Source organism: Roseitranquillus sediminis, from assembly GCF_016918935.1.
GTDB classification, from domain to species: Bacteria; Pseudomonadota; Alphaproteobacteria; order Rhodobacterales; family Rhodobacteraceae; genus Roseitranquillus; species Roseitranquillus sediminis.
Genome location: NZ_JAFFOB010000025.1, coordinates 104,480 through 128,475, shown reverse-complemented (window position 1 = coordinate 128,475; position 23,996 = coordinate 104,480). Strand labels below are relative to the sequence as shown.

At 68.6% G+C, this 23,996-nt stretch carries 26 protein-coding genes; 5 read left to right on the top strand and 21 right to left on the bottom strand.

From position 1 onward, the window contains the following. Window positions 1-9: 9 nt before the first annotated feature. The 7 genes from flgA to JM664_RS16780 are packed head-to-tail and all read right to left on the bottom strand — an operon-like array spanning window position 10 to window position 3,332. Window positions 10-453: a flagellar basal body P-ring formation chaperone FlgA gene (gene flgA, locus JM664_RS16810; protein ID WP_227421084.1), complete on the bottom strand. Its 444-nt coding sequence runs from the start codon at window positions 451-453 to the stop codon at window positions 10-12. Beyond that, window positions 453-1,238 carry a flagellar basal-body rod protein FlgG gene (flgG, locus tag JM664_RS16805; RefSeq protein ID WP_227421083.1) on the bottom strand — a complete coding sequence of 262 codons (786 nt, stop codon included), beginning with the start codon at window positions 1,236-1,238 and terminating at the stop codon, window positions 453-455. The genes flgA and flgG overlap by 1 nt, the downstream gene beginning before the upstream one ends. 15 nt (window positions 1,239-1,253) lie before the next feature. Continuing rightward, a complete protein-coding gene (locus JM664_RS16800) occupies window positions 1,254-1,973 on the bottom strand; it encodes a flagellar hook-basal body complex protein (protein ID WP_227421082.1) in 720 nt (239 codons plus the stop codon). Window positions 1,974-1,976: 3 nt separating this feature from the next. Beyond that, window positions 1,977-2,246 (bottom strand): flagellar biosynthetic protein FliQ, encoded by a 270-nt coding sequence (locus JM664_RS16795; protein ID WP_227421267.1) that lies wholly within the window; start codon window positions 2,244-2,246, stop codon window positions 1,977-1,979. Next, window positions 2,243-2,524: a flagellar hook-basal body complex protein FliE gene (gene fliE, locus JM664_RS16790; RefSeq protein WP_227421081.1), complete on the bottom strand. Its 282-nt coding sequence runs from the start codon at window positions 2,522-2,524 to the stop codon at window positions 2,243-2,245. Before fliE ends, JM664_RS16795 begins: the two co-directional genes overlap by 4 nt. Window positions 2,525-2,535: 11 nt before the next feature. Continuing rightward, complete coding sequence (gene flgC / locus JM664_RS16785; protein ID WP_406675826.1) at window positions 2,536-2,925, bottom strand: flagellar basal body rod protein FlgC; 390 nt, start codon at window positions 2,923-2,925, stop codon at window positions 2,536-2,538. A gap of 14 nt (window positions 2,926-2,939) precedes the next feature. After that, window positions 2,940-3,332: a FlgB family protein gene (locus tag JM664_RS16780; protein ID WP_227421080.1), complete on the bottom strand. Its 393-nt coding sequence runs from the start codon at window positions 3,330-3,332 to the stop codon at window positions 2,940-2,942. Between the two features lie 88 nt (window positions 3,333-3,420). Between JM664_RS16780 and JM664_RS16775 the strand changes: the two genes are divergently transcribed. Next, window positions 3,421-4,731, top strand: coding sequence for a FliI/YscN family ATPase (locus tag JM664_RS16775; protein WP_227421079.1), 1,311 nt, complete (start codon window positions 3,421-3,423; stop codon window positions 4,729-4,731). A 2-nt stretch (window positions 4,732-4,733) separates the two neighbouring features. Here JM664_RS16775 and JM664_RS16770 read toward each other — a convergent pair whose 3' ends face one another. The 6 genes from JM664_RS16770 to JM664_RS16740 form a co-directional block, all read right to left on the bottom strand. Beyond that, entirely contained in the window at window positions 4,734-5,546 is an 813-nt protein-coding gene (locus JM664_RS16770) for a DUF1217 domain-containing protein (RefSeq protein ID WP_227421078.1), read from the bottom strand. Beyond that, window positions 5,543-5,947: a flagellar biosynthesis repressor FlbT gene (flbT, locus tag JM664_RS16765; RefSeq protein WP_227421077.1), complete on the bottom strand. Its 405-nt coding sequence runs from the start codon at window positions 5,945-5,947 to the stop codon at window positions 5,543-5,545. Before flbT ends, JM664_RS16770 begins: the two co-directional genes overlap by 4 nt. Next, window positions 5,944-6,324, bottom strand: a complete 381-nt coding sequence (gene flaF, locus JM664_RS16760) for a flagellar biosynthesis regulator FlaF (protein WP_227421076.1) — start codon at window positions 6,322-6,324, stop codon at window positions 5,944-5,946. Before flaF ends, flbT begins: the two co-directional genes overlap by 4 nt. Before the next feature lie 91 nt (window positions 6,325-6,415). Then, window positions 6,416-7,882: a flagellin N-terminal helical domain-containing protein gene (locus JM664_RS18915; RefSeq protein ID WP_319637553.1), complete on the bottom strand. Its 1,467-nt coding sequence runs from the start codon at window positions 7,880-7,882 to the stop codon at window positions 6,416-6,418. Window positions 7,883-8,082: 200 nt separating this feature from the next. Next, complete coding sequence (locus JM664_RS16745; protein ID WP_227421075.1) at window positions 8,083-8,427, bottom strand: flagellar protein FlgN; 345 nt, start codon at window positions 8,425-8,427, stop codon at window positions 8,083-8,085. Then, entirely contained in the window at window positions 8,420-8,722 is a 303-nt protein-coding gene (locus tag JM664_RS16740) for a rod-binding protein (protein ID WP_227421074.1), read from the bottom strand. Before JM664_RS16740 ends, JM664_RS16745 begins: the two co-directional genes overlap by 8 nt. A gap of 110 nt (window positions 8,723-8,832) precedes the next feature. On the opposite strand from JM664_RS16740, the gene JM664_RS16735 reads away from it, so the two are divergent. Further along, complete coding sequence (locus tag JM664_RS16735) at window positions 8,833-10,413, top strand: flagellar hook-length control protein FliK (RefSeq protein ID WP_227421073.1); 1,581 nt, start codon at window positions 8,833-8,835, stop codon at window positions 10,411-10,413. Between the two features lie 14 nt (window positions 10,414-10,427). After that, the gene (locus tag JM664_RS16730) at window positions 10,428-11,099 is read left to right on the top strand and encodes a flagellar hook capping FlgD N-terminal domain-containing protein (protein ID WP_227421072.1); all 672 of its coding nucleotides are present in this window, start codon (window positions 10,428-10,430) and stop codon (window positions 11,097-11,099) included. A 19-nt stretch (window positions 11,100-11,118) separates the two neighbouring features. Here JM664_RS16730 and ubiB read toward each other — a convergent pair whose 3' ends face one another. Both ubiB and ubiE read right to left on the bottom strand, forming a co-directional pair. Continuing rightward, entirely contained in the window at window positions 11,119-12,648 is a 1,530-nt protein-coding gene (ubiB, locus tag JM664_RS16725) for a 2-polyprenylphenol 6-hydroxylase (RefSeq protein ID WP_227421071.1), read from the bottom strand. A 4-nt stretch (window positions 12,649-12,652) separates the two neighbouring features. Then, a complete protein-coding gene (gene ubiE, locus JM664_RS16720) occupies window positions 12,653-13,405 on the bottom strand; it encodes a bifunctional demethylmenaquinone methyltransferase/2-methoxy-6-polyprenyl-1,4-benzoquinol methylase UbiE (RefSeq protein WP_227421070.1) in 753 nt (250 codons plus the stop codon). Window positions 13,406-13,492: 87 nt separating this feature from the next. Here ubiE and mutM point away from each other — a divergent pair, with 87 nt between their 5' ends. After that, on the top strand, window positions 13,493-14,344 hold the full coding sequence (mutM, locus tag JM664_RS16715; RefSeq protein WP_227421069.1) for a bifunctional DNA-formamidopyrimidine glycosylase/DNA-(apurinic or apyrimidinic site) lyase: 852 nt from the start codon (window positions 13,493-13,495) through the stop codon (window positions 14,342-14,344). Between the two features lie 56 nt (window positions 14,345-14,400). Next, window positions 14,401-15,177 carry an enoyl-CoA hydratase gene (locus JM664_RS16710; protein ID WP_227421068.1) on the top strand — a complete coding sequence of 259 codons (777 nt, stop codon included), beginning with the start codon at window positions 14,401-14,403 and terminating at the stop codon, window positions 15,175-15,177. 93 nt (window positions 15,178-15,270) lie between these two features. On the opposite strand, the gene JM664_RS16705 is transcribed toward JM664_RS16710, so the two are convergent. The 6 genes from JM664_RS16705 to JM664_RS16680 form a co-directional block, all read right to left on the bottom strand. Beyond that, on the bottom strand, window positions 15,271-16,374 hold the full coding sequence (locus JM664_RS16705; protein ID WP_227421067.1) for a flagellar basal body P-ring protein FlgI: 1,104 nt from the start codon (window positions 16,372-16,374) through the stop codon (window positions 15,271-15,273). Continuing rightward, complete coding sequence (locus JM664_RS16700) at window positions 16,371-17,390, bottom strand: flagellin (protein WP_227421066.1); 1,020 nt, start codon at window positions 17,388-17,390, stop codon at window positions 16,371-16,373. Before JM664_RS16700 ends, JM664_RS16705 begins: the two co-directional genes overlap by 4 nt. 1 nt (window position 17,391) lies before the next feature. Further along, the gene (gene flgK, locus JM664_RS16695) at window positions 17,392-18,828 is read right to left on the bottom strand and encodes a flagellar hook-associated protein FlgK (protein WP_227421065.1); all 1,437 of its coding nucleotides are present in this window, start codon (window positions 18,826-18,828) and stop codon (window positions 17,392-17,394) included. Window positions 18,829-18,856: 28 nt separating this feature from the next. Further along, window positions 18,857-20,227: a flagellar hook protein FlgE gene (locus JM664_RS16690; protein ID WP_227421064.1), complete on the bottom strand. Its 1,371-nt coding sequence runs from the start codon at window positions 20,225-20,227 to the stop codon at window positions 18,857-18,859. A 99-nt stretch (window positions 20,228-20,326) separates the two neighbouring features. Continuing rightward, the gene (locus JM664_RS16685) at window positions 20,327-21,166 is read right to left on the bottom strand and encodes a flagellar motor protein MotB (RefSeq protein WP_227421063.1); all 840 of its coding nucleotides are present in this window, start codon (window positions 21,164-21,166) and stop codon (window positions 20,327-20,329) included. A gap of 90 nt (window positions 21,167-21,256) precedes the next feature. After that, complete coding sequence (locus JM664_RS16680; RefSeq protein ID WP_227421062.1) at window positions 21,257-23,803, bottom strand: hypothetical protein; 2,547 nt, start codon at window positions 23,801-23,803, stop codon at window positions 21,257-21,259. Between the last annotated feature and the right edge of the window lie 193 nt (window positions 23,804-23,996).

Here is a 23,996-nt window from a genome sequence, read left to right as displayed (position 1 = left end):
TGGAAGTCCTTATCGGCTTGCAAGGTCGAGGGGGCCGTTCGTCACGCGGACGGTGCCGTCGGAGGCGATCGTCCCGTTGACGGTCGCGCGGGAGGAGAGGTTCATGACGCGGATCCGGTCGCCGACGCCGCCGCGTCCAAGCGAGCGGCCCTCGGTCGCTATGCTGAGGCCGCCCTGGTCGTAGACCAGCGTCACGATCTGGTTGCGGTCGACGATGGCCGCCGGCCCGATGTCGCCGTAGCGGATCGGCCGGCCGGCATAGAGGTTCACGCGGGCCTCCATACCGACGGCGTCGTCCACGTGCGTTAGTGCGCCGGGCGTGTCGTCGGGGATGGTGGTGACGTCCTGCGCCGTCAGGATCGACTGGCTGCGGATCGTGTGCGCCGCCACGACGGTCTCGGCGTGTGCCGGCGCCGGCAGGGCGAGCGCAAATGCGAGAGCCAAATGTTTCATCAGCGCACCTGCGTCGTCGCGCCGAGCATCTGGTCGGCGGCGGAGATGACCTTGGAGTTCAGCTCGTAGCCCCGCTGCGCCTCGATCAGCTCGGTGACCTCGCGCACGGCGTCGACGGAGCTGTCCTCGAGGTAGCCCTGCCTCAGCGTGCCGAGACCGTCCTCGCCCGGGACGCCGACGAGCGGCGGGCCGGAGCCCTCGGACTCGACGAACATGTTCGAGCCGATCGCCTCGAGCCCCTGTTCGTTGACGAAGCGGGCGAGCGTGATCTGGCCCATGAGTTCGGGCTCGGGCACACCGAGGAAATAGGCGTAGACCTCGCCCTGCGCGTTGATCGAGATGTCGCGCGCATCCTCGGGCAGCACGATGTCGGGGACCACAGCGAAGCCCTCGGACGTCACGACGAGACCGTCGGGGGAACGCTTGAGCGATCCGTCGCGGGTGTAGGCCGAGCCGCCGTCAGGCAGCGCGACCTCCAGGTAGCCCGACCCCTCGATCGCGATGTCGAGGTCGCCGCCGGTCGCCGCCAGCGCGCCCTGCTCCAGCATCACCGTGACCGATGACGGCCGGACGCCGAGGCCGAGCTGCACGCCCGTCGGCAGCACGGCGCCGTCCGACGAGTTGATCGTGCCGGGGCGCGTGACCTGCTGGTAGTGCAGGTCCGCGAACTCGGCGCGGCGCGGGTTGAAACCCGTCGTGTTCATGTTCGCGAGGTTGTTCGAGATGACCTCGACCCGCGTCTGCTGGGCGCTCATGCCAGCGGCGGCGATCTGTAGGGCGCGCATTCAGGTTTCTCCTTGTCAGCGGCCGAGCGTGCGGATGACCGAGCGGATGCGCTCGTCTTCCTTGTCCATGAAGCCCTGCCCCATCTCGTAGGCGCGGCTGACCTCGATCATGCGGGCGATCTCCGAGACCGGATCGACGTTCGAGCCTTCGACGTATCCCTGCAGGATGCGGCCGCCCTCGATCATCGGCTCGACACCGCCCTCTGCGGTGAAGCGCGTGCCGGACTGGTGATGCAGGTCGTTGATGTCGTTCGGTGCCCAGAGCCCGATCTGCCCGACCGGCTGCCCGTCGGCCGAAATCGTCCCATCTGAGGCGACTGCAACGTTGGCGGCATCTGGCGGTATGAAGATCGGCGCCCCGCCGGCGTCGAGCACGGGGTGCCCCTCGGCAGTGACGAGATCCCCCATCTCGTTGGGCATGAAGGCACCGGCGCGGGTCAACTGCTGACCCTCCGGCGCCTCGATCAGGAAGAACCCGTCGCCTTCGATGGCAAGGTCGAACTGGCCGTTTGTGCGGTTGAGCGTGCCCTGGCTCAGGTCCACGTGGCGCGCGTGCGCGGCGGCCATCGAGAGGCTCTGCTGGCCTGGTCCGGTGTCCTTGACGAACTCAGAGAACACAACGCCCTCGCGCCGAAAGCCGGTCGTCGACAGGTTCGCGATGTTGTTGGCGACCGTCTGCATCTCGCGCAGGAGGCCCGCCTGGCGCGTCAGCGACGTGTATCCGGCGTTGTCCATCGCTCAGATCCCCACGATCAGCGGGATCAGCCGGTCGGTCCAGAAACCGGTCAGCGTCTCGGTCATGAAGCCCATCGTCACCCAGAACACGACGAGGATCGCCGCGAGCTTAGGCACAAAGGTCAGCGTCATCTCCTGGACCGAGGTCAACGCCTGGAAGAGGCCAACCGTCACGCCGGCCACCAGCGCCACCATCAGGATCGGCGTCGAGATCAGGACCGAGATCCAGAGCCCCTGCCGGAGCGTGTCGTAGAAGACAATCTCGTTCATCAGACCGGCATCCGCAGGATTTCCTGGTAGGCCTCGACGACCTTGTCGCGCACCGTCACCGCCGTCTCGACGGCAAGCTCGGTCTGCGCTAGCGCCTGCACCAGCGAGTGCGCGTCGGCCTTTCCGGTCATCGCGTCCTTGGCGACGTTTTCGCCCTCGGCGAGCGTCTTCGCAAAGTCGCTGGCGAGCTTCTGGAAGCCGTCGCCGCCCTCGGGCTTGGGCTGGGTCGCGGGGCGGGTCTGGGCATACTGGAGTGCGGCGAACGACGTTCTGACGTCCATGGTCATTTCTCTCAGCGGCGAAGGAGCTCGAGCAGGCTCGACGACATCTGCCGCGACTGGTCGAACATCTTTAGGTTGGCTTCATAGGTACGCTGCGCTTCGCGCGCGTCGGCGATCTCGATGACGAGGTCCACGTTCGACCCTTCGTAGTGGCCGGTCTCGTCGGCCATCGGATGCGACGGGTCGTAGATCCGCGGCAGCTCGCGCCGGTCGAGCCGCACCGGCCCGGCCTCGACCTCGCCCGTGCGGCGGCCGCCATCGACCACCTCCTGAAACGCGGCGGTCTTGCGCTGGTAGCCGGGCGTGTCGGCGTTGGCGATGTTCTCTGACACGTGGCGCAGGCGGGCGGCCTGGGCCTTCATGCCGCTCACCGACAGCTTGAGGGATTCGCTCATCTCCATCAGGAATTCCTCCCTTACCGGCCGCGGCCGAGGCTGGTGCGCAGGACGTCGAGCGACGTCTTGTAGATCGTCGTGGCGCGGTCGTGCTGGCTCTTGATCTCGGCGGACTTGAAGATCTCGGTCTCGATCGAAACGGTGTTGCCGTTGGGCGAGGCTTCGCCTGGCGTCTCGATCAGGTGCGCCGGAGGCACGCCCAGATCGGCCGCGCCGAGGTGCCCCTCGCGCGTCGTGCGCATCCCCGCGCCTTGGTCGCTGTCGGAATAGATCTGCTGGAAGCTGGCGAGGTCGCGCGCGCGGAAACCCGGCGTGTCGGCGTTCGCCACGTTGCGCGCCACGATTTCCTGGCGGTCCGACGCATGCCGGGCCAGCCCGTGCGCCATCCGCATGATATCCAGGTTCTCGAACATCGGGGCTTCTCCCACGATCGGTGTTGCACGAACGATTAAGACCGATTCCTTTAGAAAGCGTTGTCGGAACACGAAGGCAGAGGACGCCGTGGCCTCAGGACTGGAGCAGCTCAGGGCGACCATCGCGGCGCAGCGCATCGTGCGCGCCGTCGGGCGGATCGGCCGCGTCTCGGGCGGCCAGGTCGGCGTCACCGGTCTCTCGGACGTGGCAGCCACGGGCGATCTGGTGGAGATTCGCACGATTCGCGGCGCCCTCGTGCTGGGGGAGATCCTCAACATGAGTCCGGCCGAGACCACCGTCCTGCCTGAAGGCGCCACCGACGGTCTCTCGATAGGCGATCGTGTCGTGCATCTCGGCGCGGGCGAGATCGCGCCCGACGACAGCTGGATCGGCCGCGTGATCGACCCATTCGGCCAGCCCATCGACAACCGCCCGATCCTGCCGGGGGTGGAGCCGCGGAGCCTCCGCGGCGCGCCGCTCAACCCGACCGAGCGGCGAACGCTCGGCAAGCGCCTGGCGACCGGACTGGCCGTCTTCGACACGCTGCTTCCCATCGTCCGGGGGCAGCGGATCGGGCTTTTCGCTGGCTCCGGCGTGGGCAAGTCGACGCTGCTCGCGCAGCTCGCGCGCGGGCTCGAAGCGGATGTGGTGGTTATCGCCATGGTCGGCGAGCGCGGGCGCGAGGTGCGCGAGTTCGTCGAGCACGTGCTGGGGCCGGAGGGTATGGCGCGCTCGGTCGTCGTGGCCGCGACCTCGGATCGATCGCCGCTGATCCGCCGCCGCTGCGCCTGGACCGCGGCGACCATTGCCGAGCACTTCCGTGACCAGGGGCGGCACGTACTCTTCATGGCAGATTCGATCACCCGGTTCGCCGATGCCCATCGCGAGGTCGCTCTGGCGGCCGGCGAGAGCGGTTCGCTGCGAGGCTACCCGCCCTCAACCACGCAGCTCATCACCGGGCTCTGCGAGCGGGCGGGGCCGGGGCTTGAGGGGCAGGGCGACATCACCGCGGTTCTGAGCGTCCTCGTCGCGGGCTCCGACATGGAGGAGCCGGTCGCCGACATCCTGCGTGGCGTGCTCGACGGTCACGTGGTGCTGGACCGCGACATTGCCGAGCGCGGCCGTTTTCCCGCTGTCGACGTGCTACGGTCGGTCTCGCGCTCGCTGCCCGGCGCCGCGACGGAGGAGGAGAACCGCCTGATCGCCCTCGCCCGCCGGCGCATGGGCGCCTACGACCGCGCCTCGATGATGATCCAGGCCGGCCTCTATTCCGCCGGCAGCGATCCCGAGCTCGACGCCGCTATCAAGGCGTGGCCCAAGCTCGACGCGCTCGTTGCGAAGCGGGATGTGCGGAGCGTGGCGGAAAGCTTCGCGGCGCTCAAGGCCTGCCTGAGCTGACGTCAGCCGAAGATCGAGGCGCGCGGCGCGGACTGGAGCAGCGTCAGCGCGACCGACCCCCGGCTCATGCCGCCCGTCATGGACTGAAGATCCGCCCGGACGAGAAACAGGCGCGTCAGCTCCTCGCGCTTCTCCGGCTCGGCCAGCTTCGCGAGGTCATCGGTGCCGAAGGCGGCCCGGCTCTTCGCCTTGAAGGTCTCGAGCTGCTTGTCGATGTCGATCATGCCGAACGAGGCGGGCAGATTGAATGCGCCCTCGAACACCTTGCGCAGCGGTGGCGTCGACATCACAGTGAACCACGTGGCGTCCTTGGACGACTTGCTCTTGAGCACGTTGTCGAGCTCGCGCCCGAGGCCCAGCGCGAGGCGCATGTTCGGATCCTGCTCGCCCACCGCGATCTCGAACTGCCGCTCCTTGTAGGCGGCCGTGATCTTCGCGCCGAAATCGGAAAGCTGGGTCTTCGGCGGATTTAGATCGAAGCCGAACGCCTGCGCCATTGCCTTGTAGCGCTTGTCGGACATCTTGTTCGCCAGTGCATCCTCGGCCAGCGTGCCCTCGGACAGCACCTTGCGGACGAAGAACTTGCTATTGATGTCGCTGTCGAGCCCGAAGGCTCCCAGTGCCACGGAAAGCAGCCGGAAGTCCTTCATCAGGTCCTCCGGCTTCTTCACCTTGGCAATGTTCTTCTCGAAGTAGTCGGTGTCGCGCGCGATCCGGCCCGAGTTGTCAAAGGCGGTCTGCTGCGACTCGCGGGTGCGCTTGAGAAAGGCCCAGCCGGCGCTTCCGCCGGCTGGAAGGACGGGCTGGAAGCTCACGACGCCGTCGCGGCGAAGATGCGCTCCTCGCGCGGCAGCAGGCTGCGCAGCGCCTTGAGCGCCTGGTAGTGCTGGTTCGCGAGGATGGCCTCGGTGGCCTCGGTCAGCAGGAGACGGCTGTCGCGGTCGGTGAAGACCTGGCTCAGTTGCTCGACGCCGCGCATCAGCTGGTGCTTGGCCTCTACGGGATCGGCGTCGCCCGACAGGACGAGCTGGACGATGTAGCAGACGCGCCGGACCGGCGTGTTGACCTCGTCGGGGTGGATCGCGTCGCGCAGCCGCAGGATGTTGGCGTTCGGCGTCACGATGGAGAGCCGCGAGCGGCGGTCGCCATTCTCGATCACCGCGCCGTTGATCAGCACCCGTTCCTTCGGCCCGAGCTTGAGGACGAGGCCACTCATGCCGCCTCTCCCTGGGCTTGGCCGCGCAGGCCGCGCATGACCGAGGTATTGATGTCGACAAGGACGTCGGCGCTCGCCTCGCCGCGGATGACGCGGGGCGTGTGGGTCAGCGTGAATTCCGAGAGGTAGAAGATCTGGGCGCGCAGCGACTGGGGCAGCTTGTTGCCCTTGTCCGCCACGTCGACGGCGAGGATGGTCCAGAGCTTGCGGTTGTCTTCGAGCGCCTTGGCGAAGGCGGAGAAGCCCTGCTTGCCTGCGGCGGCTCCATTGCGAAGTGCGGAGGTCACGCGGGCGAAGGTGTCGTATTCGACGCCACGGTCGGTCCTGACTTCCGTGGCCGAGCCATAGGCCGTTCGGGCCATGTGATAGGCGTTCACGTCGTATCCTTCCTGGAACTTGGGACGTGGAGGTGCGCGGATTTTCCGCGAGCGGAAACGGGGCGCCTTTCGGGCGCCCCGCCTGGGTCCGTTACCGGAAGAGCGACAGGAGCGACTGCGGCGCCTGGTTCGCCATCGACAGCGACTGGACACCCAGCTGCTGCTGCACCTGCAGGGCCTGCAGACGCGCCGAGGCTTCTTCCATGTCCGCGTCGACCATGGCGCCGATGCCCGACTTCATCGAGTCCATCAGCTTGCCGACGAAGTCGTTCTGGATCTCGATCCGGTTCTGGACCGAACCGAACGAGGCGGCGGCGTCGATCGAGTTTTGGATCAACGTCTCAATATTATCAAGCGCCGCTTCAGGGTCTTTCGTTACATTAATGTTGTCGAGGCCGAACAATCCCCCGGACGCTTGTCCGCCGGTGATGCCGGCGACAGAAAGCGAGGCCGCCGCAGGATCGGAATTGTCAATTTTGACGCTCCATTGGCCCGTCGACGTGTCCTGCGACACTCTGGTGGTAATACCGGTGAGGCCCCCAGCGTCGATCGCCGTCTTGAGGCCTCGTGCAACGTCTTCCATAGTCTCGCCGCTACCCGCGACATACTGGAAAGCCGTCCCGCCAACACTGATGCGATAGCCGTCGCCGGCTTCGACGCCAGTGGTGGTATCCAGATTAACGCTCTCGGCGCGCATCCCGATGGTGCCATCGCCGGCAATACCGGCGCCAGAAGTCACGGCGACATCCTCAAAGGATTTCGTCGAAGCAATCGTCAGGCCACCGTCGCTTCCGTCAGTCGTGAGGCTGGCGGTGATGCCTTCCAGTCCGAGGGCATTGATAGCCGCCATCGCATTGGAAGTGCTTTCCGTCGCGTTGGCACCCTGCGCGAAGCTGATTGTGGTCCCGCCGATCGTGATATCGTTCGACCCGCCTAGGCTGGCATGGGTCAGGGTTAGCGCGAGCGAGTTACCGGCCGCCTCGGCCTGAGTGGCTCCGCCGCCGATCGTGATGCGGCCGCTGATGTCGTTGCCGCCTCCCCAGACGCCGGCACCAGTTGTCAGGTCCTGCCGGGCGACGGTGATGTCGCTCGTCGTGACGGTGCCGTCGGCACTACGGTCGAGCGACGACAAAATGTTCACGTCGTCGGTGCCCTTGACCATGTTCAGGCCGTTGAACTGCGCCGAGTTGACGACGGTCTTAATCTGGTCGCGAAGCGCAGAGATATCCTGCTGGACCTTGCCCCGGTCGACGTTCTCTTCCTGGGCGGCGACGATCTTGCCCTTGATCTGCGTCAGCAGGTCCGTGACCGTCTCGGAAGCGTTCTTCGCAACCGCGACGGTGGATTCGCCGAGCGTGAGGCTGTCCGAGATCGCCTTGAAGCCGGTGACGTCGGCCTCCATGACCTTCGAGATCGCCCAGACCGCGGCGTTGTCCTTCGCGGAGCTGATCGCCTTGCCCGTCGAGATCTGGTTCTGGATGTCGGCGGTGTTCTTGTTGATGGACTTGAGCGTCTGCAGCGCCGTCATGGCGCCGTTGTTCGTCAGAATGCTGGACATTTCATTTTCCTTTTGCAGGCGCTTTTGCGCCAGGGTTTTCGTGCCGCTCCTTTCGGAGCTGGGTTGTCGCCATTCTGACGTCTGCTGGCGATCTTTTGGCTCGCCGCGCCATCCCGTCGGATGCAGGGCTGTTTCTGGCGCCGAATGGCTAAGAAGGGTTTAAGCGGCGCAGGGTATAAATGCGGAAGATTGAAAGCAAATTACGCCCGCCGCTCGAGCGACCGGGAGGTGACGCCGGCGGTCTGGGCGCGCCCGTCCTGCGAGTAAGTGCGCAGCGGTCCGTTGGCGGAGCGAATCTCGGCGATCCGGCGCGTGACCGAGCGGATGCCGCGCGCCGACGCCGCCAGCAGGCCGGCATTCTCTTCGGCCATTCGACGTAGTCGGCCGAGGCAGGCCTCCGTCGGATGCGCCTCGCGCAGCTCGACGAAGAGCGGCTCCTTCCGACCGGCGATCGCCGACATCGCGTCGAAATCCGCCGCCAGTACCGCCGCCCGCTCTTCCTCAAGCAGCGCGGCCACCCGCTCCACGACATCAGCCTCAGTCATCGGTCCGCTCCTTAAGTGCTTGGAAGAGGCTCTCCGCCAGCCCGAGTCCCCCGGTCCTGGCCATCTCGTCCGCCTGGGCCTGACGCAGGAACGAGGCGAACTGGTCCTCGCCCACGCCGCCGCCCCAGCCCTCGATCTGCTTGCCCACGCCGGCGGCCTTGAGCATCTCGGCGAGAAAGTTCGCCTCCAGCTTCTGCGCCGTTTCGCGCAGCGCCGCATCGGCATCGTGCTGTTTCTCGACAGTCGCCGTTCGCAGCCCCGGCAGGGGCGCCTGCGGCAGGCTTGGGGTGATCATCGACGCCTCCAATTCTTCGGATGGACGGCAGATTTCTCAGCCAGCGGTAAAGAAGCGGTAACCGCCGTCTGTCATCTGCGGCCGAAGCACAGGCAGAAGGCCTTTCGCAAATGATGATTCCATCGATCGTCCCGTCCGGTCCTGCAGCGCGCGAGCAGGGCGCGGCATCTGCCCGCTCCGCGCAGGCCGGATCGGACCAGTTCGCCAGCATCTTCGGAGCGACCGATACGCGTTTCGGCCCTGGCGACGCATCGCGAGGCGGGGGGGCTGAGAGCTTCGCGAAGGCTCGTCGCGAATCGCTCGCCCGCGATCTCCTCACGCTCGACGCCGCCGAGGCGGCTCCCGCCGAACAGCAGCCGATTTGCGCGCCGGAGATGGCTATTGCCGAGCCCGCCGCGCCCAATGCCACGGTCGTGCCATTGCCCGAGGCTGCCAACGCAGCCGGGATCGACGTGCGCGCCGCCGCACTACCGCCGTCAGGATCTGCGCCGCATTCGGTGGACAGAGGAGTGATCCGGCACGCCTCCGCCGATGCAGGCGAGACGCTACAACTTGCGACGGAGGGGCAAAGGCCAGGATCCGTTCTACAGGAGAGACAATCGGCTGGTGCCGCCCCGTCGAATGATCAAGCCACCTCCGTTCCCGCTGCGAAGCTGATGCCCTCGGAGACGCCAGCTGCTGCGGCCACAGCTGTTCCGGTGCGCCCGGATGAGGCCGCGAAGCCGGCCCCGCGTTCCGCTGCGAGGTCCGAGGCCACGCCTCATCCGTCGCCAGCATCCGTCAAGCAGGCGCGCGACGAGGCGGTCGATCCTGTCGCGCAGCGAGACGTGCGCCAGCCGGCAGCTGTCGCGACTCCGATCGAGTCACGGCCTGGAACGCCGAACGCTACATCACCCGCTCTGGGCGACGAGGTCGTGCGTCCGCCGACGCGGACTGCCGGCGAGCCGGTCGCGCGGACATCAGTTGCGCAGACCGGTGATCGCAGCCTGCGATCCCAGGCATCCGCCGCCGTGGCGAGCGTGACGACGCCAGCGGAAGGTCAACCCGATTCGCCGCTGCCGGAAGATGCGCCGGAAACGGTCGAGGAAGCGCGTGCATCATCGTCCGCTGCCGAGCCGGCGAAGCAAGTCGAGCGCACCCGCGCGGACTTCGACCTTGTCAAACCGACGGTTGCTTTGAGCGACGCCAACCTGGTGGAAGCGCTGCCCAAGGATGAAGCGCTCGCGCAGACCGAGCTGGCGGCGGTCGAGAGCCGCTCCGGCTTCGAGGCCGCGCGCTCCGATGTCACCGCCGCCCGCGCCGAGGCGCCCCGCCCGGTCATGCAGCAGCTTGCCGAGGCGGCGCGGCTCCTGCGTGACGGGCCCGTCGAGCTGACGCTCAAGCCCGAGGAACTCGGCACCGTCCGCATGACGCTCGAGGCCTCAGACGGCGCCATGACCATGGTGGTGGCGGCGGACAGACCGGAAACACTCGATCTCCTGCGCCGCCACATCGACCAGCTGGCGCAGGAGCTACGTTCGCTGGGATTCGAGAACCTGAGCTTCAGCTTCTCGAGCGAGCGGCAGCAGCAGGCGCGCGAATCGGCCGTCCCAGACCCCGGCACAGAGACGGCAGCGCCGCTGGCCGCGCCTGATGCCGCGCCGCAACCCCAGGCCGGTGATGCGACCGCCGGCCTCGACCTGCGCCTCTGACAGGAGACACGACCATGGACGTGACACAGACCACGGCGACGACGCCACCGGCCGCTACGGCCCCGACGGGCAAGGAAAAGGAGGCGAAGTCCGCTCTCAGTTCGGATTTCGAGACGTTCCTCAAGATGCTGACCGTCCAGATGCAGAACCAGGACCCGATGAACCCGCTCGACTCGACCGAGTTCGCCGTGCAGCTCGCGACCTTCTCGAGCGTCGAGCAGCAGGTGCGGACCAACGACCTGCTCAAGGAGATGGCGGCGCAGATGACCGTGGCGGGCATGTCGCAGATGGCGGGCTGGGTCGGGATGGAGGCACGCAGCGCCGGGCCCGTCTGGTTTGACGGAACGCCGATCCGCCTCGATGCACAGCCCGCCTCGGCCGCCGACCGGATGGCGCTCGTGGTGCACGACGCATCCGGCCAGGAAGTGCAGCGCCAGGAGCTTGCGCCCACGGCTGGACCGCTCTCGTGGGCGGGCGTCGGCGCGAACGGCAAGCCGCTGCCAGAGGGCGCCTACACCTTCTCGCTCCAGAGCATCGCGAAGGGCACCGTACTGCGTACGGACGCGCTCGAGACCTATTCCCGCGTCATCGAGGCACGGAACGAGAAGGGCGCCACGGTCCTCGTGCTCGAGGGCGGGGTGAAGGTCGCGCCGACCGACGTGACCGCTCTGCGCGAACCGGCCTGACTGGCTCGCTCCGGCGCCCTCAGAGGAGGGCGCCGATCCAGACGCCCGCCGCGACAAGACCGCCGCCCAACGCCATCTGCGCGAGCCTCGGCCATGCGCGGCGGCGCGGCTCGCGCTTCGGCTCCCACACATGGTGTATCAGCGCCGACTCGGCGAGCTGCGGCAGGCGCGGACCCAGCCGCGCGAGCACCCGCGCCGTCCTCGTCAGGTCCCGTGCCATGGCGCGCGGACCGATGTACTGCCGGATGTAGCTCTCCACGATCGGCTGGGCGACCTGCCAGATGTTGATGTGCGGGTTGAGCGAGCGCGCCACGCCCTCGACCACCACCATGGTGCGCTGCAGCAGGATCAGTTCGGTCCGCGTCTCCATGCCGAACCGTTCGGTCACCTCGAAGAGGTAGGTCAGCAGGCGGCCCATGGAAATCCGGCTCGCGTCCATCCCGAAGATCGGCTCGCCCACTGCCCGGAGCGCGCGGGCGAACTCGTCGATGTTGCGGTCCGCGGGGACATAACCCGCCTCGAAATGCACCTCGGCGACCCGGCGATAGTCCTTGCGGATGAATCCGAAGAGGATCTCGGCGTAGACCCGGCGGGTGTACTCGTCGATCCGCCCCATGATGCCGAAATCCATCGCCACGATGTCGCCGGTCGGCGCGATCTTGAGGTTTCCCTGGTGCATGTCGGCGTGGAAGTAGCCGTCGCGCAGGGCATGGCTCAGGAACAATTTGAGCACCCGCTCGCCCAGTGCGGCGCGGTCGTGGCCCGCGGCGTCAATGGCGGCTATGTCGCCGGCCGGCACGCCATCAGCCCACTCGATGGTCATCACGCGGCGCGACGACAGGAACCAGTGCGCGTGCGGCACGCGGAAGCCCTCGTCGCGCCTGGTGTTGGCGGCAAATTCCGCAGCGGCGGATGATTCGAGCCTCAGGTCGAGCTCGCCCATCACCACGCCCTCGAAATGCGCGATGACGTCCATCGGGTGAAGCCGGCGGGACGAGGGCGACAGCAGCTCGACCATGCGCGCCGCAAGGTAGAAGGCGTCGATGTCCTTGCGGAAGGCGCGCTCGATCCCCGGTCGCAGCACCTTGACCGCCACCTCCTCGCCGGTCTCGCGCAGTTTCGCCTTGTGCACCTGGGCGATCGAGGCTGCGGCGACCGGAGGGCTGAACTCGGAGAAGAGGCGGTCGACCGGCTGTTCGAGCTCGGACGCGACCTCGCGCATCGCGACGTCCTGCGGGAACGGATCGAGCTTGTCCTGCAGGACGCGCAGCTGCGTCGCGAGCTCGTCACCCACCACGTCGGGGCGGGTCGACAGGATCTGACCGAACTTGATGTAGGCCGGACCCAGCGCCGTCAGCGCGCGCGTCGCGGGCGGCAGCGCCGGGTCACCCTTGTCCCCGAGCCAGGCGAAGGGCCAGCCGAGGATCCGCGCGACCATCCGCATGTGCGGCGGCGCCTGGAAGGCGTCGAGGACCACTCCCATCGCGCCGGTCCGTTCCAACGTGGCGCCGGTGCGCACGAGGCGCCAGATGTTGTGCGGTCCGCGCAATCCGTCAGAGCTTCCAGCCGGAGTGCAGCGCGGCGACGCCCATCGAGAGGTTGCGGTAGCGGACCTGGTCGAAGCCGGCTTCGCGAATCATCCCGGCGAAGGTCTCCTGGTCAGGGAAGCGGCGGATCGACTCCACAAGGTATTTATAGCTCTCGCGATCCTGCGCCACGACCTGACCCATCCGCGGTATGACGTTGAACGAGTAGAGGTCGTAGGCCCGCTGCAGCATCGCACTCGGCATCTGGCTGAATTCCAGCACCATCAGCCGCCCACCGGGCCGCAAGACGCGGAGCGCCTCCTCCAGCGCCTTCTGCGGCCGGGTCACGTTCCGGATCCCGAATGAAATCGTGTAGACGTCGAAGCTCGCGTCCCCGAACGGCAGCGCCATCGCGTCGCCTACCGCCCAGTTGAGGCGGTCGGCCTGTCGCGCCGCCTCGGCCCGGCGGCGCCCCTCGGTCAACATGCTCTCGGTCAGGTCGAGCACCACGGCGCTCGCGGACGGCGCGCGCTTGAGGAAACGGAAGGCGATGTCCCCGGTCCCGCCGGCCACGTCCAGCAGTCGCTGGCCTGGCCGCGGCGCGAGCCAGTCCATCATCGCGTCCTTCCACAGCCGATGGACGCCACCGGACATCAGGTCGTTCATAAGGTCATAGCGGCTGGCGACCCGCGAAAAGACGCCGTGGACGAGGCCGGCCTTCGCCTCCTCCGGCACCTCGGCATAGCCGAAGTGCGTCGTGGTGCGGTCGTCATCGGCCATGGACTTGCCCTTCGCGAAACTCCCCCTCCTTATAGGTCGCCCTTCCGGAGTGACAATCCGACCCCTTTCGCTGACGAGGTGCGCGTCTTGCCCGAATTGCCCGAGGTCGAAACAGTCCGTCGCGGTCTCGTTCCGGTGATGGAGGGGCGGCTGATCGTGGAGGCCGAGACGCGCCGGCCGGACCTGCGCTGGCCCCTGCCGCGGGACATGGCCGCGCGCGTCACCGGCCAGCGGGTGCTGCGGCTGGGGCGGCGGTCGAAGTACCTGCTGGCGGACCTCTCGTCGGGCGAGACGCTCATCATGCACCTCGGCATGTCGGGCCGGCTCCTCATCTCGGGCGCACCCACCGCTGCGTTCCACGACGAGCGGCCGACGCCCGACCGGCACGACCACGTCGTCTTCCGCATGGAGGACGGCGCGACGGTCACCTTCAACGACGCGCGCCGGTTCGGGGCGATGGACCTCGCGAAGACGGAGGACCTTGCCGCGCACTGGCTCCTCGCCGAACTCGGCCCGGAGCCGCTAGGGAACGCGTTCCACGAGGACTACCTGGTCGGCCGCCTCAGGGGGCGCAACACGCCCATCAAGGCCGCGCTCCTCGATCAGCGGGTGGTGGCGGGCCTCGGCAACATCTACGTCTGCGAGGCGCTCTGGCGCGTAGGCATCTCCCCCCGCCGCAAGGCGGGCCGCATCGCGGCCGCCCGTATCGCGACGTTGGTCCCGGTGATCCGCGCGACGCTCGAGGAGGCGATCGAGGCCGGCGGCTCGTCGCTCCGCGACTACCGCCGCGCGGACGGCGAGCTCGGCTATTTCCAGCACGCGTTCCGGGTCTACGACCGCGAGGGGATGTCCTGCCCGCGCCCCGGCTGCGGCGGCACCGTGCGGCGGATTGTTCAGTCCGGCCGCTCGACCTTCCACTGTCCGACATGCCAGAGATGACTTGATCGACCTTCCCGGACTGCTAAGCCTTGGCGACGCCGACGGGGGAGTGTGCGATGGCCTACAAGACGATCGTCGTCGAGATCGACGACCACGTGGCGTTGATCCGGCTGAACCGGCCGGACGCCCTCAACGCACTGAACAAGGCCCTGCTGACCGAGCTCGGCCAGGCGCTGGGCGAGGCCGAGGCCAACGACAAGGTCCGCTGCATCATCCTGACCGGCTCGGAGAAGGCGTTCGCCGCCGGCGCCGACATCCGCGAGATGTCCGAGAAGACCTTCGTCGACGTCTTCGGGAGCGACTTCTTCGGTGCCGAGACAGAGGCCATCCTGCGCGTGCGAAAGCCGATCATCGCCGCCGTCGCGGGCTATGCGCTGGGCGGCGGGTGCGAGCTCGCGATGATGTGCGACTTCATCATCGCCGCCGACACCGCCCGCTTCGGCCAGCCCGAGATCAATCTCGGCATCGTCGCCGGGATCGGCGGGACCCAGCGCCTGACGCGCTTCGTTGGCAAGTCCAAGTCGATGGAGATGCATCTCACCGGCCGATTCATGGACGCCGAGGAGGCCGAGCGCGCGGGTCTCGTGAGCCGCGTGGTGCCCGCCAAGAAGCTGATGGAGGAGGCACGCGCCGCCGCCGCCAAGATCGCGGAGAAGTCGGCGCTGACGGTGATGGCCGTCAAGGAGGCGGTTAACCGTTCCTACGAGGTGCCCCTGCGCGAGGGGCTCCTGTTTGAGCGGCGGCTGTTCCACGCCCTCTTCGCGACGGAAGACCAGACCGAGGGCATGAGCGCCTTCCTCGAAAAGCGCGAGGCGCAGTTCCGCGATCGCTAGGCTCGCCGCGGCAGCCGCAGGAGATGCGGCCGTTCCACCGACGAGGAATGGGAATCGCCTCCCAGCCAGAGGGCGGGGAGGCGATTGACGGCGCTAGCGGACGAGGAACTCCGCGTGGAGAGCGCCGGCGGCCTTGATGCTCTTGAGGATGTCGATCATGTCGCGCGGACTGACGCCGAGGGCGTTGAGCCCCGCCACCACCTCGGAAAGCGACGTGCCGTCCGGTACCTCGGCCAGGCTCGGACCCGGCTCCTCGTCGATCGCGGCGCGGGTGCGGGGCACCACGACCGTCTGGCCCTCGGCAAAGGGGTTCGGCTGGACTACCATCGGCTCCTCCTCGATGCGGAGCGTCAGGTTGCCCTGGCTGACCGCAACCCGGTCGATCCGCACGTCCTCGCCCATGACGATGGTGCCGGAGCGCTGGTCCACCACCACGCGCGCCTTGCGCTCGGGTTCGACGGGCAGGTTTTCGATCGTGCCGATCGCATGTGCCGGAGAGACCTCGCCGGTGGCATTGATGTCGAAGACGACGGTACCGGCGTCCACCATCTGCGCCACGCTGCGGCCGTAGCTGGCGTTGATCGCCTGCTCGATCCGCTCGGCTGTCGTGAAGTCTGCATTCCTCAGTGCGAGGCGCATGGTCGAGAGGCTGGTGAAGTCGAAGTCGATCTCACGCTCGACGTTGGCGCCCGCCGGAATCACGCCCGCGGTCGGCACGCCCTGCGTCACGCTCGCCGCCTCGCCCTCGGCGACCACGCCGCCGGCGATGATCGTGCCCTGCGCCACCGCGTAGATCTCGCCGTCGGCGGCGTTGAGCGGCGTCATGACGAGCGTCCCGCCCAAGAGGCTCTTTGCGTCGCCGATGGCCGAGACGGTCACGTCGATGCGGCTGCCCGCGCGACTGAACGGCGGCAGCGTCGCTGTGACGAAGACCGCCGCCACGTTCTTGGGCCGAAACTGCTCGCCCGTCACGTTGACGCCCAGCCGCTCGAGGATGTTGGCCATGATCTCCTCGGTGAAGGGCGAGTTGCGCAGCCCGTCGCCGGTACCGTTGAGGCCGACCACTAGGCCGTAGCCCACGAGGTCGTTGCCGCGCACCCCGTCGAACTCCACGAGGTCCTTGATCCGGATCGCGCTGCCCTGCGCCGAGGTGACGGTCATGATGAGCCCGAGGAGGGCGAGGACGAAGCGCTTCATCGCAGGAAATCCGTCAGGTTGAGACGCGAGAGCCGCGCGGTTATTGTGTAGAGGGTCTCGAGCTGCACCTCGAGGTTCTGCATCTCGGTGGCCGAATCGTAGGGATCGGCGTCGGTGATGCCGCTGCGCGCGATCTGCAGCGACGTGCGCTCGGCGCCATTGCGGGCGGTGGCGCTTTCGATACGCGCCTGCGCGGCGCCCAGCTCGGCGCGGGTCGCGGAGAGGCCGGTCTGGCCGCGCATGATCTCCGCCCCGGCAATCCTGGCCAGCTCCGCTTCCTTCTCGAAGTCGCCGGCGAGCGGTCCGTTCTTGAGCATCGCGCCGATGGCGAGCCCAGCGAGCTGCTCGCGGATCTCGGGGTCGTCAGCCTTGATCGACATTGGCACCTCCGTGCCCTCGGCCACGCGAAAGCCGGACAGGCGGTCGGTCCCGCCGGTATAGCCCTTGCCGGAGAGGTCGAAGCCGCCACCGGGCGCGAACCACGCCTTTACCGCGTCCGCCACGCCCTGTGCGTCGGTCGGCGCGGCGAGGTCTACCGCGGCCCGTATCTCGGCCAGCATCTCCTGCGGGTCGGCCAGCGCCGCTTGGTTGGTGGCCGTGCCGCCGAAGAGGCCGCGCCCGCCCGACTGTGCGTTCAGCGCCTCGACCGTCGTCTCGAAGGCCGCGACGGCATCCGACGCGATGGTCTGGCGCAGCGCACTGTAACCGCTGAGCTCTGCCGATATCAGCCGCGGCGCGAGCTCGGCACCCATCGTCTGGATCCGCTCGAGCGAGAGCTGCGCGGCATCCGCGAAGAGGCCCGCCTCCTTCGCCGTGGTGTCGTAGGCCTTGAGGCTCGCGATCTGCCGGTCGATGCTGACCAGCGGCCCGAAGTCGCCGCCGGTCGCCTTGCCGAGGTCCGACTTGCGACCCGTGGACAGTTCCTGCGTGACCCGCATCAGGTCGTTCTTCAGCCGCGCATTGTCGCGCCTGAGCTGGAACGTCTGGGCGAGGTCGCCGATACTCAGGTTCGCCATGTCAGAGATCCATCAGCATGCGCATCATCTCGTCGACGACGCTGATGACGCGCGCGTTGGCGGCGTAGGCCTGTTCGATCTGCATCAGCTTCTGCATCTCCTGATCTGTGTCGACGCCATCGGCCATCTGCATCGAGCGCAGCGTCTGGTTCTGGCTGGTGGCGAAGGCGGTGGAGCTCTCCGCGCTCTGCCGCGCCACGCCGATGCCGGAGAGGAAGTCGCCGGTCAGTCCGCTCGCGGTCTGGTTCTGCATGAAGCCGCCGTTGGCGGGCGAGGTGCGCAGCGCCAGCCGGTCCAGCATCTCCTGCAGGCGGCTCGCATCGCCCACGTCGCCCTGCGCCGTAGCCTCCATGCCATCGCGCAGGCGCCAGAGCTGGCCGCCCTCGGACGGCAATACGTTTGGGTTGACGGTGAGCCGCCCGGCGATCCCCCGCTCCTCGCTTGGCACCAGCGTGTCGCCGAAGAGCTGGATCTCGCCCGGTGGCAGCGGGTCGTCGGCGGTGGTGAAGCGCCCCACAAGATCCTGCGCCAGCGCGTCGATCCGCTCCTGCGCGTCGACCGCGAGGCCGTCGCGCAGCTCGAAGAGCGCGCCGAGGCTGCCACCTGACAGTGCACCGTTCTCGCCGGTCCGCACCGCGCGCCCGTCGATCGTCAGCCCGTTGAGCAGGCCGTTCTCCAGCGTATGCTCTGGCATGATGACGCTCTTCGGCTCGAAGCCGATCTTCGCGGCCTGCCCGTCCAGCAGCCTGGCGCCCTGCGTGGTGTAGAGCGCGACGGTCCCGTTGTCGCGCGGCATCAGGCGCAGCGGCACGATCGAGGCGATCTGGTCGATCGCCTGCTGCTGCTGGTCCATGAGGCCGCTGATGTCGCGGTTGCCCTGCTTGCCGGCCAGGATGCGCTCATTGAGCTCCTTGACCTGCGCCACCGAGCGGTTGAGCGTCTCGACCTGCGAGGCGATCTGCCGCTCGGCGTCCATCCGCATGTCCTGGATGCCGTCCGAGATCCGGTTGACCTGCCCCGCGACGCCGGTCGCGGCATCCGCCAAGCTCTGCAGCCGCGGCATGCTGTCCGGCCGGCTCGCCGCCTCCAGCAGGCTCGACTCCAGCGCCGCCATCCGCGCGCTGAGCGAGTCGCCTTGATCCGGCGTCCCCGTCAGCCGCTCCAGCGCCGCATGAAAATCCGAGCGCACGGACGCGCCGCCGAGCGAGGCGTCGGCCGTGCGGCGGTCGCTCAGGAGCGCCTGGTCGACGATCCGGTTGACGCCCACGAACTTGACGCCCGCGCCGCGCCCGCCCAGCACCTGGGACGCCAGCTCGACCTCGCGCCGGCCGTAGTTCTCGTTCGTCGCGTTGGCGACGTTGTTCGCCACGACTTCCGCCGCGCGCGACGCGACGGTGAGGCCGGAGAGGGCATTCGACAGCGAATGTGAGATGCTCATGGCTTCGTCTTCTCCGGCCCCTCAGGGCTCACCGCTTGATGTTGGTGGTCTCCTGCAGCATCTCGTCGACGGTCTGGATGACCTTGGCGTTCGACGAATAGGCGCGCTGCGTCTGGATCAGGTTCGTGAGCTCACCCGCCACGTCGGTCGCCGACTCCTCGAGCGCATAGCTCACGATGTCGCCCGTGGGCCCGTCGGCCGCGTCCCAGAGGAAGAACGAGCCGCTGACGTTCGAGGTGGTGTAGGTCTGGTTGTCGAGCGCGATCAGGCCGTTCGGGTTCGGCAGGTCGACGAGCGGGATCTGGTAGATCTTGCGGGTGATGCCGGTGTCGAAGTTGGCGTAGACGAAGCCGTTGGCGTCGACATCGACCGAAACCATGTTGCCGACCGGCGAGCCGTCCTTGAGGATCGAGGTCGGCGCGAAGCTGTCGGAGAGCTGCGTGATGCCGGTCGTCGACTTCTCGCCGCCGATGGTGATGTCGATCGGGTTCTCGTTCGGCGGCGCGCCGTTGGCGACGTTTACGCGGAACTCGCCGGTGGTCAAATCCCAGCCGCCGCCGTAGGTCATTCCCAGCGGGTCCCGCTCGCCGTTGGAATCGACCGCAATCGTGCTCACCGACTGCAGCGTGCCACCGGCCTCGCGGTCATTGTTGAACCTCAGCTCGTAAGCGCCGACGATATTGTTGCCCGAAGCCGAGTCACGGATGATCATGCGCCAGGTGTTCGAGGCAGGGTCGCCGGGATTCGTTGCCGGCTCGGGAACGTAGGTCACCGCAAGGTTTTGCGAGGTGCCCATATTGTCGAAGTACTCGATCGACAGCACCTCGGTGTCGGCCAGGGAACCGTATTCGGTCGATGTGGCCGGCAGGTTGACGCCCAGCGACAGCTTCGTCGTCGGCTCGCCCGCGAACTGGTTGGTGTTGATCTTGACCGGCTGCAATCCGTCCGCGGTATCGCGCGGATAGCTCTTGATCGTCCCGTCGGGCTCGGCCGGCCAGCCCAGCAGGACCATCCCGGTCTCTGTCTGCAGGATGCCGTCCTTGTCCGTGCGGAACGAGCCGGTGGTGGTCAGCAGCATTGGCGGCTGCTCCCCTTGCACCTTGAGCGCACTCGCCGGCGTCACAGGCAGGAAACCGCGGCCCCGCACGGCGAGGTCGGTGGGGTTGTTGGTGGACAGCAGCGCGCCTGGCTGGTCGATCACCCGCTGCGTCGTGACGCGCACGCCGCCTGCGGAATAGGTGCCGTTCCCCGACGAGATCACCATCGAGTGGAAGTCCGCCTCGGCCCGCTTGTAGCCGTGCGTGCCCGAGTTGGCGATGTTGTCCGAGATGGTCGCGAGCCGGCTTGCGTTCGCGGCCAGCCCGGCGACGCCGGCGTTCAGCGAGGACGAGATGGTCATTTAGGGTGCGCCTTTCTGCTGCATCGGTCCCTTTGTCGGGAGCCTCGCTACAGTGCGGCGGCTTAACGGGCGCCTAACGCGTCAGATTGTCCGCGCTTTTCAGGTGCGCCCGCGAAGCAGGATGATCTCCAGCCGATTGTTCCGCGGCGCCATGCGATTCTGCAGGGCGGGCTTGCGGTCGGCAAAGCCGGTGACGCGCTGGACGCGCCGTGGCTCGACCCCGGCGCCGGTCAGCAGGCGCATCGCACGGTCGGCGCGGTCGCCGCTCAGCGCCCAGGCGTCCGCGCCCAGCGAGACCACCGGCCGCGCGGCGACATGGCCACCCACCGCGATCTCGTTCCGCACGAGGTTGAAGGCCGCCGCAAGCTCGGTCACGAGTTGCTCCAGCACCGGCCGCGGCGCGTCGCCGTCGAAGAGCGGCGCGCCCGGCAGGTCGTGCAGCTCAACGATCAGACCCTCGTCCGTCACCCGCGTCACTACGTGGCGCAGGAGCTGCTCGGAGATCATGCTCTCGCCGCCCGCCCCGGAGAGGAGCTGCTGCAGCTCGGGCAGGAAGCCCTTGTCGCCGCCAAGCGTCTCGTCGGAGGCATCGGCCGCGCTCGCCTCGCCGCCGTCGCCGCTTCCCTTCGGGAGCGGGACCTTCAGCGTCGCGCCGTTTGCGGCCAACTCCTTCTCCGCCAGCAAACTGTCGCCGGCGAAGGCGCTCTCGCCGCCGCCCGACATGCGCGAGATGGGGATCGTCGGGTTGAAATAGTCCGCGATGCCCTTGCGCTGCTTTTCGGTGGTCGCGTTGAGCAGCCACAGCAGCATGAAGAACGCCATCATCGCAGTGACGAAGTCGGCATAGGCGACCTTCCACGCCCCGCCGTGGTGTCCGCCGCCTGCAACCTTCTTCTTCCGCTTGATGATGACCGGAACGGCTTCGTTCTGGCCCGCCATCGTCAACCCTCGATACTCACCTGAGCCGACTGCCTAGCCGGACCGGATGAAAGCGGGCTTAACCTTTAAAATGCGGGACGTTCGTCAAACTCAATCGTCATCGTCATCGTCATCGTCATCGTCATCGTCATTATCGTCGTCGTCCTTGTCCTTGTCCTTGCCTTTCCCCTTGTCGTCCTTGGCCTTGCCGGAGTTGCCCCGGCTGTCGCGCTGTGATGCGCCGCGCCCGTTGCCTCGATTGCTCCCGCCGCGGTCACTCACCGCGTCGGCGACGGCGTCGCGTGCGGATGAAACAGTGTCGCGTGCGGTTTCGCCCAGCGAGCCGGACGACCCGCCGCCACCGGACGATCCAACAGCGGTAGACCCGCCGCCGCCAGACGAGCCGCCGCCGCCAGACGACCCGCCGCCGCCAGACGAGCCGCCGCCGCCAGACGAGCCGCCGTTGCCGGACGTCCCGCCGTTGCCCGACGATCCGCCGGACCCGATCGACCCGGTGGAGCCTTGGTCTGTACGGCTGCCGGACGAGTTGCTCGTGGTGCCTGACTGGCGGTCCGATCTGTTGCTGAAGGACGAGACGGCGCGGTCCGAGCCGGATCGGGTGTTCCCCGCCGCGCGCGGCGCGGCCTCCGAGCCGCGACCGAAGAGCAGCGCGAGCAGGCCTCTCCGGTCCGGCCGCTCCTCCACCACGATGCGCTGCGTCCCGCCGGCCTGATCCCTCACGACCGTGCGCGTCGGGGCGTTCCGGACGCCCTGCGAGGGCTGTTGCCGGACGACCTGCGCGCTCGGCTCGGGCCGCCCCTGGAGCCAGACCTCGATCGTGCCGGTGTCGGGCTGCGGGCGATACTCGGTGAAGTCGCGCAGCCGCGCCCCCAGCCGCTCCGCCACGTCGGCCGCGGCCCTTTCGTCTCCGGCGTGGAAGTAGCGGACATTGCTCTCGCTGATCGCAAAGTCGACGGCGATCGGATCCTCGACCTGGTAGCCGGCATCGAGCAGGCCGCCGGCCGCGTCCGCGACCATGGCTGCCGCAACGCCGCTGGGCGCGTGCACGTAGAGTCGCCGACCGGGGGCGAGATCATCCGGTCGCGGCTCTGGCTCCACGTCCGTGCCGCCTACCCATGGGCGGACGTCCGCGCGGCCTGCCAGAGGCGTGCTGGGTGCGTCGCCGGCACGCGCTGGGGCCGGCGCAAGCGCGGCTGGCAGCGGCGCAAGCGCCGCGCCCTGCACCGGCGCCACACCGAGCCGAACAGGAGACGCGCCAGGCGGCCGGCGCGGCCCCTCGGCCAGCGCGGCCGGCAGCGCGCCGGGCCGGAGCGCCGCCAGCGGCACCTGCGCTCGCATCGCCAATTCGACCTCCGTCACAGCGCCGGGCCGCCGCACGTCGCCGAAGTCCGTCGCCCGCGGCGCCGCCGGCGCCAGCGCCAGCGCCTCCGCACGGGCCATCTGGTCGACGCCCGGTGCGAAGTCTGCGCCGGGGTTGGCCAAGGCCGCCGCGGCCGAAACTGCAGGCCGCTCCTCGACGAGGGTCGGCAGGGCAGTCAGTCGCTGTCCCGCGTCGGCCGGCGCCAGAGGGCGCGGCGTGTCCGCGCCTTCTGGACGCAGTGGCGCAGCGGTCGTCGCAGCAACCCTGTCCGGCGCCAGCGCACCGGGCGCAGAACCTGCCGCGCGCGCCGTGGTGCCGCCGGAATGGGCTGACGGCACGGAAAGGTTCGCCAGTTCTGCGGCAGGCGGGGCCGGGAAACGCGGCGCGTCCGCGGTCCCCGGCCGCACCAGCGGGGTCACCGTCGCCAAGGCACCGTCCGGGAGAGCCCCGTCGCGCGTGGGCCGCGCAAGCCGCGCGGCCGCCGGGGCATCGTCCGTGCCTGTCGGGGCCGGGGCCGCGTCCGAGAACGCACCGGCCGTCGGCGGCAGGATCCCCGTGGCCGCCTGCGGGGGCTGGTCGCTCGGCGTGGCCGGCGGCAGCGCGGCGAGCCGCCGCCCTTCCGCCGCTTCCTGAGATCCAGCGCCGGCGCCATCGCCCGCCGCCTCCCCGGCCGCGGGGGCCGATGCAGTCCCGGCGCCGAGCCCGAGCCACTCCGACGCCGTCTCCTCGACCCATGCTGCATCGAGCAGCTGCGCGACCTGGCTCCGCAGCGGCCCCGGAAGGGCCAGCGCCGCCCCGAGCGCCAGTCCGCCGACGAAGGCCAGCGTCACCCGCGCCGACCGGCGCACGGGCGCCTGCGCCGCCGGCGCCGCAGCAGGAGCCGAAATGGCGGCGCGCGGCATCCGCACCGGCCGCGCCTCGAACGGGATGACTTCGGGCTTCGCGTCCTGCACAGGTTCCGGCGCCGCGGCCGGCGCAGCGGCCCGGTTGCCCTTCGACGCGATCCTCTCGTGGAACCTGCCGAGCGTCGATCCAGCGGCTGCCGCGCCGCGCCTCGCGTTCTGGCTGGGCCGCGCGAGGTCGGACGCGGTCTGCATCGGCTGCGACGGATTGCCCGGCGGCTTCGGCCGCGCCTTCTGTTCCTTGTCCGCCAGGACTGCGGCCCGCTTCTCGCGTGCTTCGGCCAGGCGCTGCGCAAGCTCGTCCGCATCGAGCGGTCGCAGCGTCGGGTCCTCGGCCGGTTCCGCGGCGCGTGCCGCCTCGCTCTTGCCCTTCAACACAACCCTCCCCTTCGCGGCGCACGCTCGGCGGATCGGTTGCCTTCGCGCACGCGGGAACTCGTCAAAATCCGGCGCCCACACCCTCGTCGACTCGGGCGGCGGCGCAAACCGTTAACACAATGTACACCAAGTCGATCGGGTCCGCACCTGACGGCACCCTTTGCACAAATGCTCGCCAAGCGGCGTACGG